12 protein-coding genes are annotated in these 14,046 nt (G+C 37.6%); 9 read left to right on the top strand and 3 right to left on the bottom strand.

Annotated elements, in window-relative coordinates:
- Positions 1–39: 39 nt before the first annotated feature.
- Positions 40–1,146, bottom strand: a complete 1,107-nt coding sequence (gene ychF, locus O3617_RS07180; RefSeq protein ID WP_371449338.1) for a redox-regulated ATPase YchF — start codon at positions 1,144–1,146, stop codon at positions 40–42.
- A 357-nt stretch (positions 1,147–1,503) separates the two neighbouring features.
- Between ychF and O3617_RS07175 the strand changes: the two genes are divergently transcribed.
- Positions 1,504–2,676, top strand: coding sequence for a class I SAM-dependent methyltransferase (locus O3617_RS07175; protein ID WP_371449332.1), 1,173 nt, complete (start codon positions 1,504–1,506; stop codon positions 2,674–2,676).
- Positions 2,677–2,796: 120 nt separating this feature from the next.
- Here the strand turns inward: O3617_RS07175 and O3617_RS07170 are convergent, their stop codons facing one another.
- Entirely contained in the window at positions 2,797–3,771 is a 975-nt protein-coding gene (locus O3617_RS07170) for a diaminopimelate dehydrogenase (protein ID WP_371449330.1), read from the bottom strand.
- Between the two features lie 276 nt (positions 3,772–4,047).
- On the opposite strand from O3617_RS07170, the gene O3617_RS07165 reads away from it, so the two are divergent.
- Positions 4,048–6,270: an autotransporter outer membrane beta-barrel domain-containing protein gene (locus O3617_RS07165; RefSeq protein WP_371449329.1), complete on the top strand. Its 2,223-nt coding sequence runs from the start codon at positions 4,048–4,050 to the stop codon at positions 6,268–6,270.
- Positions 6,271–6,364: 94 nt separating this feature from the next.
- Here O3617_RS07165 and O3617_RS07160 read toward each other — a convergent pair whose 3' ends face one another.
- Positions 6,365–7,594, bottom strand: coding sequence for an LL-diaminopimelate aminotransferase (locus O3617_RS07160; protein ID WP_156930973.1), 1,230 nt, complete (start codon positions 7,592–7,594; stop codon positions 6,365–6,367).
- Positions 7,595–7,773: 179 nt separating this feature from the next.
- Between O3617_RS07160 and O3617_RS07155 the strand changes: the two genes are divergently transcribed.
- The 7 genes from O3617_RS07155 (at position 7,774) to O3617_RS07125 (ending at position 13,914) form a co-directional block, all read left to right on the top strand.
- A complete protein-coding gene (locus O3617_RS07155; protein WP_371449336.1) occupies positions 7,774–8,766 on the top strand; it encodes a hypothetical protein in 993 nt (330 codons plus the stop codon).
- A 5-nt stretch (positions 8,767–8,771) separates the two neighbouring features.
- A complete protein-coding gene (locus O3617_RS07150) occupies positions 8,772–9,947 on the top strand; it encodes an MBL fold metallo-hydrolase (protein ID WP_371449335.1) in 1,176 nt (391 codons plus the stop codon).
- A gap of 116 nt (positions 9,948–10,063) precedes the next feature.
- On the top strand, positions 10,064–10,348 hold the full coding sequence (gene rpsF / locus O3617_RS07145; RefSeq protein WP_005377647.1) for a 30S ribosomal protein S6: 285 nt from the start codon (positions 10,064–10,066) through the stop codon (positions 10,346–10,348).
- A 21-nt stretch (positions 10,349–10,369) separates the two neighbouring features.
- On the top strand, positions 10,370–10,768 hold the full coding sequence (locus O3617_RS07140; protein WP_371449327.1) for a single-stranded DNA-binding protein: 399 nt from the start codon (positions 10,370–10,372) through the stop codon (positions 10,766–10,768).
- Positions 10,769–10,807: 39 nt separating this feature from the next.
- Complete coding sequence (rpsR, locus tag O3617_RS07135) at positions 10,808–11,038, top strand: 30S ribosomal protein S18 (RefSeq protein ID WP_004693795.1); 231 nt, start codon at positions 10,808–10,810, stop codon at positions 11,036–11,038.
- A gap of 137 nt (positions 11,039–11,175) precedes the next feature.
- On the top strand, positions 11,176–12,930 hold the full coding sequence (locus tag O3617_RS07130) for a 1-deoxy-D-xylulose-5-phosphate synthase (RefSeq protein WP_371449326.1): 1,755 nt from the start codon (positions 11,176–11,178) through the stop codon (positions 12,928–12,930).
- Positions 12,931–13,221: 291 nt separating this feature from the next.
- Positions 13,222–13,914, top strand: a complete 693-nt coding sequence (locus O3617_RS07125; protein ID WP_371449325.1) for a carboxymuconolactone decarboxylase family protein — start codon at positions 13,222–13,224, stop codon at positions 13,912–13,914.
- The last annotated feature ends 132 nt before the right edge of the window (positions 13,915–14,046 follow it).

Here is a 14,046-nt window from a genome sequence, read left to right as displayed (position 1 = left end):
AACTTTTTGGGGTCACTACACAATCAGAGAGCTTTTACTTTAAACATTAAAACGGAAATGTGTTACATCGCCGTCTTTCATAACGTAGTCTTTACCTTCAAGGCGTACAAGGCCTTTTTCTTTGGCAGCATTTTGGCTGCCGCAAGCTTGTAAGTCATCGAAGGATACGATTTCAGCACGGATAAAGCCTTTTTCGATATCGGAGTGAATTTTACCAGCTGCTTGAGGTGCTTTGGTGCCGTTTACAATTGTCCATGCACGGGCTTCCATTTCGCCAGCAGTGAAGTAGTTGATGAGACCTAAGAGTGCATAGCTTGCTTTGATAAGCTTAGTTAAGCCGGATTCTTCAAGACCAAGATCTTCAAGGAATGCAGCAGATTCTTCATCGGATAATTCAGCGATTTCAGATTCGATACGAGCGGATACAACAACGATACCAGCACCTTCGTTCTTCGCGTATTCTTCAACGCGTTTTACATATTCGTTACCGGAATAATCAGATACTTCATCTTCAGAAATGTTAGCAACATAAAGAGATGGTTTGGCTGTAAGTAATGTCAACTCTTTGATCATTTCTAATTCTTCTTCATCTAGACCTTGTGCACGAACTGGTTTTGCTTCGCCAAGACCTTCGATAATGCGTTCTAGCAATGGCAATTCAGCACGAGCATCTTTATCGCCGGATTTTGCAATTTTTTCAATGCGTTGTTTCCGTTTTTCTACGGATTCAAGGTCTGCAAGGCAGAGCTCGGTATTGATGATTTCGATGTCGCGGATTGGATCGATAGAACCTGCAACGTGAGTGATATTAGGGTCATCGAAACAACGAATAACTTGTGCAATAGCATCTACTTGACGGATATGGCTAAGGAATTTGTTGCCTAAACCTTCGCCTTTAGATGCACCTTCAACGAGACCTGCAATATCTACAAATCGCATAGCAGCAGGGAGGATACGTTTGGAACCGAACATTTCCGCTAATACAGCTAGACGATTGTCCGGAACATCAACAACACCTACGTTTGGCTCAATTGTACAGAATGGATAGTTGGCAGCCTCAGCGCCAGCCTTTGTGATAGCGTTGAATAATGTACTTTTACCAACATTTGGAAGGCCTACGATGCCTACTTCTAAATTTGTGCTCATGGTACCACCTTTATTAAAATTAATTTCGTTCTTTGTGAAAACTTTCATTAGAAATATTGTTCTTTACAAAAGCCTTATCAAACACATATTATATCATATTCTAACAGATATATACATTTCTATAGAATTGGTCTAGATTATTTGAAGATAAGTGCTATAATAATATAGTAAAAATCAAAACAACTTATAAAAAATAATAATAAGCAAATAATTTATATAATAAAATCATGTATATTTCATGTTTTATATTATATAAAATTTTTTGATGAGTTAAGAACTATGCTAGTGCATAGGTAGCTTCGTTACATTGATTGAGTTAAGTATGTCGTGCAAGGAAGTTAGGAAAGGAAGTTAATTATGTTTTCTAAGTTATTTGATAGTTTTCTAGTTCACTATTTAGAACGTTTTAATGATCACTGTTTTACTGTAAAAATAGGTGACAATGAATATACCATTGGCGAAGGTACACCTGAGTTTACCATTCGTGTAAACCGCGATATTCCTAAGAAAGATTTGCTCGTTTCTGCTGAACTTGCACTTGGCGAAGCGTATATGCGTAAGGATATTGAAATAGAAGGCGATTTATTCAAAGCTCTTTGTGTTGTACTAGGTCATGTCAATAAGGATTCTATCAATAAAAAGGTACTTAGTTCTCTCTTTAATGTAGGTCTTAAAAAGAAAGATCAAAAACAACAAGTATCTTCTCACTACGACCTTGGCAATGATTTTTATAGCTTATGGCTCGATAAGACAATGAGCTATTCTTGTGCGTACTTTAAACATGAAGATGATAGCCTAGAAGATGCACAATACCAAAAGGTTCATCATATTCTTGATAAATTATATTTAAAAGAAGGTATGACATTACTCGATATCGGTTGTGGTTGGGGATTCCTTTTAATCGAAGCAGCCCGCAAGTACGGCGTTAAAGGCTATGGTTGTACATTGTCCGAAGAACAATGGAAGAAGGGCCAAGAACGGATTAAAGAATTTGGCCTTGAAGGTCAAGTCCAAATCGAACTCATTGACTATCGTGATGTAGCTGCATCTGGTCGTACATTCGACCGTATCGTCAGCGTTGGTATGTTGGAACATGTAGGTCGTCCTAATTTTCCATTGTATATGGAAGATGCATCCACTATGTTAAATGATGGTGGCTTATTCTTGCTCCATTACATCAGTGATCCATCAGAAAAAGAATCTAGTGCATGGATTCGTAAATATATCTTCCCAGGTGGATGCTTACCATCTCTTCGTGAAATGGTTTCCATTGCCTATGACTATGATTTTAATGTTATCGATGTTGAAAGCTTGCGCTTGCACTACTATAAAACATTGATGCACTGGTACAATAATTTCCAAGGTGTACGTGACCAAGTAGAAAAAGCTCGCGGTACTGAATTCGTTCGCATGTGGGACTTATATCTCTGTGGTTGTGCAGCAGGTTTCTATATTGGCAATATGGATTTACATCAAATCCTTATGACAAAAGGTGTTAACAATGAATTGCCATTGACACGTTGGTATTAATAGATAAATTGTAATATGAAAAAGGACCGTCTTAGGGCGGTCCTTTTTGTGTGTCGTCGTACGACATTGTTAATGTAAAAAGAGGATAACCGAAGTTATCCTCTTAAGATGCGTATAGAATTATAGAGAGTGAGCTCGCAATTCTTCAGCAGAATGTGTGGAAATCCAAGCTGGTGGAATGTCGAATACTGTGTAACAACCAGTGCCGCCGTGTTTAGCAAGACGGTAGATGCCACGAGCGTATGCAACAAGTGCAGAGCCTGTGAATTCAGGGTTAGAATCAAGTTTCAAAGAGTATTCAACAACGTGACGAGTGCCATCAGTGCTTTCACCAGAGCGAAGAACGAAACCACCATGTGGAATACCCTTGTGGTCGCGATCAAGTTCTTCTTGGGAAATGAAGTTGACTACAGTTTCGTAACCTACGAAGTAGTTTTCCATAGTTTTGATTTCGTTTTCAATTTTAGCTTTGTCTGCATCAGGAGCTGCTACTACATAGCATTCACGAAGGTGACCTTTGTAGCCATCAACGTCTGGAATTTCGCCGTTGCGAATAGCTTCAAGGTATTGTTCTTTAGGAACAGTGTATTGACGAGCGTCGAGAACGCCATCGATACGACGGATAGCATCGGAGTGACCTTGGGAAACACCACGACCCCAGAATGTGTAGGATTTGCCGTTAGGCAAGATGCTTTCAGCGTAAACACGTTGCAAAGAGAACATGCCTGGGTCCCAACCACAAGAAATCAATGTAGCAGTTTTAGCTTCTTTAGCCACCTTGTCTACATTTGCGAAATGTTCGGGGATACGCGCATGTGTATCGAAAGAATCGATGCAGTTGAAGTATTTTGTTACCATTGGAGTTTGTTCGATAAGATCTGTTGCAGAACCACCGCAAAGAACCATAACTTCGATTTTGCCTTTGAAATTAGGCAAATCCTCCATAGTGTATGTAGGAACACCAGAAACTGTTTCTAAACCTTTACGACGAGAAAATACGCCTACGAGTTCCATATCTGGTTGCAATTTAACAGATGCTTCTACGCCACGGCCTAAGTTGCCATAGCCTACGATACCAATACGAATTTTGCTCATATTAGCCTCCTATATAATTATAAAATGTAGTGTAATAACTAATATCTTTATTATAGCATAGAAAATTCTCTTTTTATAATATTCTATAGACTTATACAGGATATATTATGTGAAGAAAATAATTTGGTTGTTATTATTCATCATTATATCGATACATTGCGTATGGGAATATACATAAAAGAAAACATCATATGTACAAAAATTGACATATATACCCCTGCTATATATACAATAAATATATGAATATTATTGTGTATAGTTTGAGGAGGTTATGAGATGAGAAGAACGATAAATCTTGCTGTTATTGCTGCTTTAATTATTACCGGTGCTAGTACAGAGGCCATGGTGTCAGCCACTACAGTTGAAAGCCATACGGATGAAGACTCCATTGGGTTGAGTTTGTGGGGTGAAAATAAACACTATACCGATGATTTGACCGTCAATGTATCTGGCCTTGGTGTAAAGGGAAATGAATACCATAATAATGTTACCGGTATTTATGCCCTTGATGGATCCCAGGTTGCCATTGATAAAAATGTGAATGTAACGGTTACAAATCCATCACCTGCGGAAAGTGGAGAGAAGCGCAGACCAGACTTAGCACACTATTATATGAGTGGTATATATGCTGGTTATGGTGGGGTTACAAATGATGGTAATAATGATGATACCCGTATTACCGTACAAGGTAATGCCAACGTAGATGCCATTGGCGTAGGTTTGCAAGCTAATAAGGATGGATACATTCGGATTCTTGGTGGGGCAGATGTAAAGACACATCCTTTAACGACATCTGATACATATTCTGCACTTTCAGAAGAAGGATTTGTCTATGTGAATACTGGCATGGATGGATTGAAACCAGGTGCTAAGAACGTCAATATGTATGGCAATATTGGTTTTATCAATAAAAACTATGGTATTGATAAAAATCCACACAATCATGGATCAGAAATTTCATTAGGATTAACGACACCAAATTCTAAATTAGTGGGTGGTGTACTCAATGAATTTGATGAAAGTAACAATAATCCTTATCATGGCGGTTTGAGATTATATTTACAAAATGGTGCTACATGGCGTAATGAATGGTTAGGAGCTGAACGTGAATACCCTACACAAGGCCGACCAGATACTGCAAATTATCTCTATACAGGTAGTAAGGTAGAGCATCTTATAGGTGGTGCTACAGAAGGTAGCCGCGGCATTATCCAAGCCGTAGATGCACGGCCTATTACGATTAATAATTATGCTGGTCATACAGCTATTGATTATGAAAAAGGTGCACCTGCTGCAGAAAACGGAAAGGGTGAAGTGGTTATTAACCATGCTGACCCTGGTTCTTCTGTTACATTGCGTAGCTCCGTAGATGCTTTGAAAGAACATGCTAATGCCGAAATTCCAGGATTAGCAGAAAATCAATTTGTGAAGAAAGTAGTCTACAATGGATATACGAAGGGTGAGCGAAACCTCGGTGTTAATGTGCATCTAGAAACAGGTGTGATTAGTCCTACATTAAATGCTAAACTTAGCCCAGATGATTTTGATAAAGATGGACGTGCTATGGTGTCTAATAAAACCGTATTATCCACTAGTGAAAGTGAAATCGTATCCGGTGCTAAGAGTGCATTAGCATCTTCTATTATGCAAATGCGCGCTGATACAAATGATTTGCAACGCCGTTTGGGTGATGTTCGTATAAACGTTGACAATCAAGGCGTATGGGGCAAATATATTGGTGGTAAATCTAAAATTACAGACTCTGCCTATGTAAATCAAACCTATAATATGGCGCAAGTTGGTTATGATACGAAACGAGGAAACTGGATTGTAGGCGGTGCCTTCTTGTATGGCACAAATAATAGTGATTATGCACTAGGTTCGGGTTCTGGTAAAACTGCGGGGCTAGCAATCTATGGAGCTAAACAATTTAATGATGGCCGTTACTTAGATATCATTGCTAAAGGCAATCGTTTGAAAAATGATTTTACCGTACATAATAGCTTAGGAACGGCATTGAGTGGTGACTACCGTAATACGGGTACATCTTTGAGCCTTGAATATGGCAAGCGTATCAAGAGAAATAATGGTTTCTATATTGATCCTAGTGCAGAATTGATTTTTAGTCGTCTATCTGGTGAAAGCTTCGATGCTCGTACGAATACAGGTAGCACAGTTCATATTAATTCTGATGCAGTTAACTCTGCTATAGGTCGTTTAGGTATTGGTATCGGTAAGGAAGCTAAGAATAGTAATGTTTTCCTTAAAGCTGCAATGGCGCATGAATTCTCTGGCAAGATGAAAGCAACCTATAGCATGGCCGGTGAACCAACGACTAATAGCGTAGTAGATTTGAAGGATACTTGGCTTGATCTTGAACTCGGTGGTTCATGGAGTTTCCGTCCAAATACATATTTATATGGAACATTTACTAAAAACTTTGGTAGTACTGTTGATACATCCTATCGTGTAGATGCGGGTATTCGTCATAACTTTTAATTAGTATCTAGATTTAAAATAAAAACGGTTGTGAAACATTCGGAGAGAAGGTTTCACAACCGTTTTGTATTACATATTTTTAGGTATAAATGTATTAGAATTGTAAAGTTTTGATGCGTTCTACGGCACGGATTGTATTTTCGCGGCTGCCGAATGCAGTTAAACGAAGGTAACCTTCGCCATGTGGACCGAAACCAGAGCCTGGTGTAGACACGATTTGTACCTTTTCAAGAAGAAGATCGAATAATTCCCAGCTTGTCATGTTGCCAGGTGTTTTTAACCAAATGTAAGGTGCATCAGTACCACCATATACAGTAAGGCCGATGGATTCGAGGCCTTCTTTGATGATGCGTGCATTTTCTTTGTAGTAAGCGATGTTTGCGCGAGTTTGTTCACGGCCTTCTTTGGAATATACCGCTTCCGCACCACGTTGAACGATGTAAGGTACGCCGTTAAATTTAGTGCATTGACGACGGTTCCACATAGGATTCAAAGGTTGACGTTCGCCAGATTTAGTTTTGCCTGTTACCTCTTTTGGAACTACTGCGTAGGCACAACGTGTACCTGTAAAGCCAGCGGTTTTAGAGAAGGAACGGAATTCAATAGCTACTTCGCGTGCACCTTCGATTTCATAGATAGATTTAACAGTGTCTTCCGTGCTGATGAAAGCTTCATAAGCGGAGTCGAACATCAAAATCGCGTCGTTTTCTTTACACCATTTAATCCATTCGGCTAAGCGTGCACGACTGAGTACTGTGCCTGTAGGATTGTTAGGGGAGCAAAGATATACGATGTCTACACGTTCAGAAGGGAATTCTGGAGAGAAATTATTTTCTGCAAATGTAGGAAGGTATACAACTTTTTCAAACATACCGTCAACGGCTTGGCCAGTACGACCGCCCATAACATTGGAATCAAGGTATACAGGGTATACAGGGTCAGTGATAGCGATGATATTATCTTCGCTGAATAATTCTTGGATATTACCAACGTCGGATTTTGCGCCGTCAGAAACGAATACTTCGTCCATACCAATTTCGATGCCATATGGTTTGTAATCGCCTTCGATAATTGCTTTACGAAGAAAATCATAACCTTGTTCTGGGCCATAACCGCGGAATGTTTCGGCTTTGCCCATTTCTTGAACAGCCTTAGTCATAGCATCTACGATAGCAGGTACTAAAGGCAATGTTACATCGCCGATACCAAGACGAATAATGTCAGCATCTGGATGAGCTGCTTGGTAATCCGCTACTTTTTTAGCAATGTTAGCAAATAAATAAGAACCTTGTAGGTTTAAATAGTTTTCATTAATATTAGCCATGATGACTCCTTTTATAATTAAAATTCTCTATATATAGTAAAATATATAAGAGATTGGCGCAAGAGGTTTCTATAGAATTTAAAAGAAGATACTGTGGGGTGTTTTTGGCCCGTTTAATTATGTATAATGATATAAAAGAAAGGCGTATTATTGGTTGGTGTCGGAGGTATGTTGTGAAAATGAGTATTAAAGAGACTTTTGATGTAGTATTTACTGATATAAATCGAGGAGAAAAGTTTTCAGAATTAACTAATACTTTATCGGATAATTGCACTCAACAAGAAGTAGTGAAAGAAGTAGTGGGAAACTTTTATAAAACATCAATTTTGAATTATCGCGGATATGTTACGGGTGCAAAGAAAGAAAAGAGAAATTTATACACGGAACGAATTGCAAAGTCCATCTTTGATAATGATTTGTTAACAGTATGGAAGTGTTTAGTACCTGTTAGAACGAATCATTTTGTACCAGATCATAGCAAGGAATGTGAATGTATTATCTCCACAAATCGTAAGGAAGAAATATTAGCTAAATTATTATACAGACAAGGTAATGTATGTGGGTTAGGAAAGATTATTGATTATCAAACACCATTAAAAAAGAAGAAGTCTGATTCTTATGGAAAAATAGATTTATTATCATACAATGAAAAGGATAATTTAATTTCTATAGTTGAATTAAAATACAGACCATCTGTGAGTGATGAAACATTATTACGTTGTATCTTAGAAGCTTATACATACTATAAACTTTTGAAGTTAGATCAAGTAAAACAAAAACTGAATGATGAAAATCAGCAAGTTACTTTGGATGACAGTAAGGCAGAATTAGTAATCTTATTTGATGAAGGTGCATTTTCAGAGCGTGAAAACGGCTATGAAAGAAATCTAATGGTATCGCTTGATGATGGTAAAACTAGATATCCGAATAAAACAATTAAAACACAGCAATATAAAGAAATTAAAGGCTTGGGATTATTAAATGAAAATACCCAATTGTATAAATTGTGTAAGGCTATTCTAAAGCAAGAAGAAATGTTAAAACAAATACGATTTCTTATGCTGAAACGTAGTGGCATACAAACTGCTAATCGTTTGAGAGATAAGGATGATAATGACTCTGTTGAATACTATGAATATTGCACAGAATGCTTAGAAATCATAAAGGATTAGTTATGATGAATATTACTGTACATCGCGGTACTCATCAAATTGGTGGTAGTGCCATAGAAATTAGTACAGCATCTACCCGCATTATACTGGATTTTGGTAATGAATTAAGTTTAGATGAAAAGTACACACCTATAAATTTAGATATAGACGGTGTTACAAAAGGGATACTAGATTGTGATGGTATTGTAATTTCACATTATCATATGGATCACTTAGGACAACTAACCTCTGCATTACCAGAAATACCATTATATATGGGGGAACTGAGTAAGGAAGTGGCTATGATAGCTACTGAACATCAAGATAAAGATTTATATTTACGTTTGTTAGATGCAAATACATTTCGTGGAGGCGAAGCCTTCACTATTGGAAATATACATATTAGACCTTTGGTTATCGACCATAGTGCTGTGGATAGTTATATGTTTGTCATTGAAGCAGAAGGTAAACGTGTCTTATATACAGGTGATTTCCGGATGCATGGGTTGCGTAGTCATGTAGTAGAGAAATTAGTTAAAACCTATATAGGTGAGGTTGATGTATTAATTACAGAGGGAACTTCTTTGTCAAGAGACGCAGATAAATACGTATCTGAAACCACAGTATTAGACGATATTTCTTCATATATTCAAGATGGAAAATATGTCTTTGTTATGTGTTCCTCTACGAATATTGACCGTATTATGGGGATTTGGCATAATATGCCGACTGATAAGGTATTAATTTGTGACGCGTATCAGAAAAGAATTCTAGATACGGTGATTGATAATGTGTACTATGATAGTTCATTGTATTGTAGACCTGATAGTCCACTAGTTCTTGATATAGGGGCATATCCTAAATATTATATAGATAATGGATTTGTTTCCTTGGTAAGAGGAACAGAAAATTATATTTCTCAAATTAAAAAATTTCCTAAAGATGATGTGCGTATTATATATTCTATGTGGACAGGATATATTGAGGAAAATCTGGCGTTAAAAGATTTGCTAGATACGTATCCATCTTATATATGCCATGCAAGTGGTCATGTATGTAAGGCTGATTTAATTAAGTTTATCGATATGGTCAATCCTGATGTTATTATTCCTGTTCATACTGATAGTCCTGAGAACTTAGAGAAAATAGCATCTCATAGGAGTATTTATGTAGTTGATGATAATGAGCCGTTTATTATATAAGACCTACTTGCTTTCATTCTACTTATAGGTTATAATAGTAGAGCTTATTAATGGTAAGCACTTCCTACCCCTATGTGTCGATAGGGGCATTAGTCCGAAAGAGGAGGTGATTTTGTATGAACAAATACGAAGTCATGGTTATTGTGAAACCAGCTGAAGAAGAAGCAACTAACGCTGTCATTGAAAAAGTGGAAGCTTTAATTGCTCGTGTAGGCGGCACAGTAGAAAAGGTAGATCGTTGGGGCAAGCGTCGTCTTGCTTACGCAGTGAAAAAATTCACTGACGGTTTCTACGTATTGGTTAATTTCGAAGCTGATCCAGCTGAAATTAAAGAAATCGACCGTGTGTTGAAAATCAACGATGATGTCTTAAGACACCTGATTGTTAAACACGATGCATAATTAAAGCCTGGAGGAGAAAAGATGAACTCTGTACAAATTCTAGGTAATTTAGCTCGTGATCCTGAAGTACGTTTTACTAAAACTGGTAGAGCAGTAGCGACTTTCACAGTAGCTGCTACTAATACTTATGTTGACTCTACAACGAATGAAACGAAAGAACAAACTGCTTTCATTAATTGCGTTGCATGGGGCAAGCTTGGTGAAGCGGCAGGTAATCTTCGTAAAGGCAGTCGCTGCTTTGTAGAAGGTCGCTTGCAAACTCGTTCCTACGAGACTCAGGATGGTCAAAAACGTTACGTTACTGAAGTGGTAGCGAACTTTGTGGGCCAATCCCTTGATATGAATACTAATTCTTTCGATGGTGGGTCCAATTTTGATAGTTTCAGTACAGGCGGCGATGAAGAACACATCCCGTTCTAGTGTCCGAGACTCCTACTAATTCGAAAAGGAGGATTCGCAATGAGAAGAGATAGAGGCAGAAAGCCAAGAAGAAAAGTATGCGTTTTCTGTGCAGACCATATCGATCAAATCGACTATAAAGATGTTGCTAAACTTCGTCGTTTTACGACTGAACGCGGCAAAATCTTACCTCGTCGTATTTCCGGTACTTGCGCAAAACATCAACGCAAATTGACTACATCTATCAAACGTGCACGTGCAATCGCTTTATTGCCATTCACTGCAGAATAATTGATGAATCAAGGCGGTATAACCATTTGGTTATGCCGCCTTTTTGCTATATAAAAGCTGGTTCTGTATGGACTAGCTTTTTTTCTTAGATTGTAGTATATGTTAGTAGTATTTATACTTGAAAGAAAGGAACTTTTATGGATTTAATAAATATAAAATCTCCAGCCGATTTAAAAGGCTTATCTATTTCTGAATTGACAGACTTAACAGCACAAGCTCGTCAAGCTCTTATGACAAAGGTTTCCGAGCACGGTGGTCATTTTGGTCCACCTATGGGCGCTGCCGAAATGATCATTGCTTTACATTACGTGTTTAATTCTCCCGTTGATAAAATTGTATATGATGTTTCTCATCAGTCCTATGTACATAAAATGGTCACAGGTCGTGCGTTGGCATTTTTAGACCACAATCATTATGATGATGTAACAGGCTATACAGATCCTACTGAAAGTGAGCATGACTTCTTCAACATTGGTCATACCTCCACATCTATCTCCTTGGCATCTGGCCTAGCTACAGCTCGAAATTTGAAAGGGGATTCTGAAAATATTATCGCCATCATTGGCGATGGGTCCCTATCTGGTGGGGAGGCCTTCGAAGGTCTTGATTATGCAGCCACATTAAACAGCAACATGATTATCATCATTAACGATAATGATCAATCTATTGCAGAAAATCATGGTGGTTTATATCGCGGCCTTCGTGAATTGCGTGAGTCTAATGGTGAAAGTTCTAACAATATTTTCAAGGCACTTGGTTTAGATTATCGTTTTGTAGCAAAGGGGAATGATTTAGAAACATTAATTAATGTCTTTAAGGAGGTAAAAGACATTAATCACCCAATCGTGTTACATATTGTTACTCAAAAAGGTAAGGGCTATGCCATTGCAGAGCAACATAAAGAAGACTTTCACTGGACAATGCCATTTGATTTAGAAACTGGTAAACCTAAAAAGGAACATCACGGTCCAACCTATGCAGGCACTATCGCAGATTATTTGATGGAACAAATTAAAGTCGATCCAACTGTAGTGGCTATCAATGCAGGTACACCAGGTGGTTTTGGTTTTACTCCAAAATGGCGTAAGACTGCAGGAAAACAATATATTGACGTTGGTATTGCGGAGGAACATGCCATTGCAATGAGTTCTGGTATTGCAAAAAATGGTGCTAAGCCAGTGTTCAGTGTAGATAGTACCTTCTTACAACGCACTTATGACCAATTGGTACAAGATCTTTGTGTGAATAATAACAGTGCGGTCATTATCAATCATATGGCGTCTGTATATGGCATGAACGATGTCACTCATTTAGGTTTCTTTGATATTCCAATGCTTACAAGCATTCCAAACCTGGTTTATTTAGCACCAACAAATAATGAAGAACTATTGGCTATGACGAAATATGCTGTTCATCAACACGAGTACCCTGTAGCAATTCGCGTACCTGTAGGTAAATTTATATCTACTGGTGTACCGGATACGACTGACTATAGTATTTTAAATAAATCTGAGGTGACTCGTCATGGTGAACGTATTGCTTTATTAGGCCTTGGTAATTTTTACCATCTAGCTAACCAAGTAGCTGATGAATTGGCTAAAGTTGGTATTGATGCAACGGTAGTAAATCCTAAATTTGCTTCTGGCCTTGATGAAGAGTTATTAGAGTCATTAAAAGCTAATCATTCTGTAGTATTTACTTTGGAAGATGGTGTAGTAGAAGGTGGTTGGGGCCAACGTGTGGCTAGCTTCTATGGACCATCAGCAATGCGTGTTAAAAACTATGGCATTGCTAAAGAATTCCACGATCGTTATGATGCGGCTGAACTGTTACGAGAAAATGGTGTTTCTGTAGAACAAATTGTAAATGATGCAAAATGTATGTTGCGTTAAACAAGAGTTGTGCTATTATATTTATAAAAATTATTTATAAGTAATGACGTTAAGTAGTAGCTTCTATTAGTTAGCATAGAAGCTACTACTTTTGAATATATGATGAGCTGTTTATAAATAAAATATTTTATAGTTTTTTATTAATATGACTATAAATAATAGATGAAGTAGTATATAATAATAACAGACTAACTCAATTTGATATATAATACAGTTTAATTAATTTAGAAATCTATATTAATTAGTATATAAACGTGCTTTTGTTGGTGTATAAAGGGAGACTTGGAAACGTTGAAAAAGGTTTTAACTTTGGCAGTGGCTCTAGCTGTAGTAAGCAGTGGTTATCTGTGTGAGGTAAATGGTGCAGCCGAACCGGTAACAAAGAAGGCACCTTCCATCTCAGAATTTAATATATACGTACCAAAAGAGCTAAACGAACGTCAAAAAGATCTTGTTGAAATTGGACGTTATACGGCCAGTGGAGACCTTGCATCATTGAAGGAAACGATTATCTCTGCTATTGAACGCGGTACATTGACGCCTCAAGAGGTAAGCATTGCTATTCGCCAATTGTATTCTGCAGCTGGTTTAAAGCAAATGAATGCGGCTCTTGCTGCTTTTGAGCAACTTCGTGAAGAACGCCCAGAATTTGGTGTAGATTATGATAAGCTTGTGCCTAAACGGGTAGGTCTTAGTGCGTTATTAGGCAATGGTGCTAATGGTAATAATGTAGCTGCTAAGATTAAAGCAGATGAAGCATCAACGGCTGTTAAATACAATACATTCCGTATCAAGAAACCGAAACCACAAAATAGAAATCGATCACGACTAGGTAAACTTGATCGTGAACTCGTTGCGGCAGCAGCATTAGGTACTCGCGTCGGTAAATCAAATGCTGTATTTGCTACATCCAAGAAAAGCTTAACCGAGCTCGGTTTGAGTCCACAACAAATTGAGTACTTAGAAAATATGCTATCTAATTAATGATGAGCCCTTGTCATTTTATAATGACAGGGGCTTTTTTATATTACTAATTGACGTAAAGTAAAGCATTTTTCTATAATAATAAAGATAGGTAACAATTAGTTATGTAATATAGTACTTTCAGAATATACA

The sequence above is a fragment of the Veillonella sp. 27098_8_77 genome (genome assembly GCF_041431535.1).
GTDB lineage: Bacteria > Bacillota > Negativicutes > Veillonellales > Veillonellaceae > Veillonella.
The sequence above is the reverse complement of the archived record's forward strand: the minus strand, read 5'-3'. Positions and strand labels throughout refer to the sequence as shown.

Bases quoted from the DNA above. Each gene is read 5' to 3' on its own strand.
- rpsR (WP_004693795.1), top strand. From the start codon at position 10,808: ATGAGAAGAGATAGAGGCAGAAAGCCAAGAAGAAAAGTATGCGTTTTC.
- ychF (WP_371449338.1), bottom strand. From the start codon at position 1,146: ATGAGCACAAATTTAGAAGTAGGCATCGTAGGCCTTCCAAATGTTGGT.
- O3617_RS07175 (WP_371449332.1), top strand. From the start codon at position 1,504: ATGTTTTCTAAGTTATTTGATAGTTTTCTAGTTCACTATTTAGAACGT.
- O3617_RS07170 (WP_371449330.1), bottom strand. From the start codon at position 3,771: ATGAGCAAAATTCGTATTGGTATCGTAGGCTATGGCAACTTAGGCCGT.
- O3617_RS07140 (WP_371449327.1), top strand. From the start codon at position 10,370: ATGAACTCTGTACAAATTCTAGGTAATTTAGCTCGTGATCCTGAAGTA.
- O3617_RS07150 (WP_371449335.1), top strand. From the start codon at position 8,772: ATGAATATTACTGTACATCGCGGTACTCATCAAATTGGTGGTAGTGCC.
- O3617_RS07155 (WP_371449336.1), top strand. From the start codon at position 7,774: ATGAGTATTAAAGAGACTTTTGATGTAGTATTTACTGATATAAATCGA.
- O3617_RS07160 (WP_156930973.1), bottom strand. From the start codon at position 7,594: ATGGCTAATATTAATGAAAACTATTTAAACCTACAAGGTTCTTATTTA.
- O3617_RS07130 (WP_371449326.1), top strand. From the start codon at position 11,176: ATGGATTTAATAAATATAAAATCTCCAGCCGATTTAAAAGGCTTATCT.
- rpsF (WP_005377647.1), top strand. From the start codon at position 10,064: ATGAACAAATACGAAGTCATGGTTATTGTGAAACCAGCTGAAGAAGAA.
- O3617_RS07165 (WP_371449329.1), top strand. From the start codon at position 4,048: ATGAGAAGAACGATAAATCTTGCTGTTATTGCTGCTTTAATTATTACC.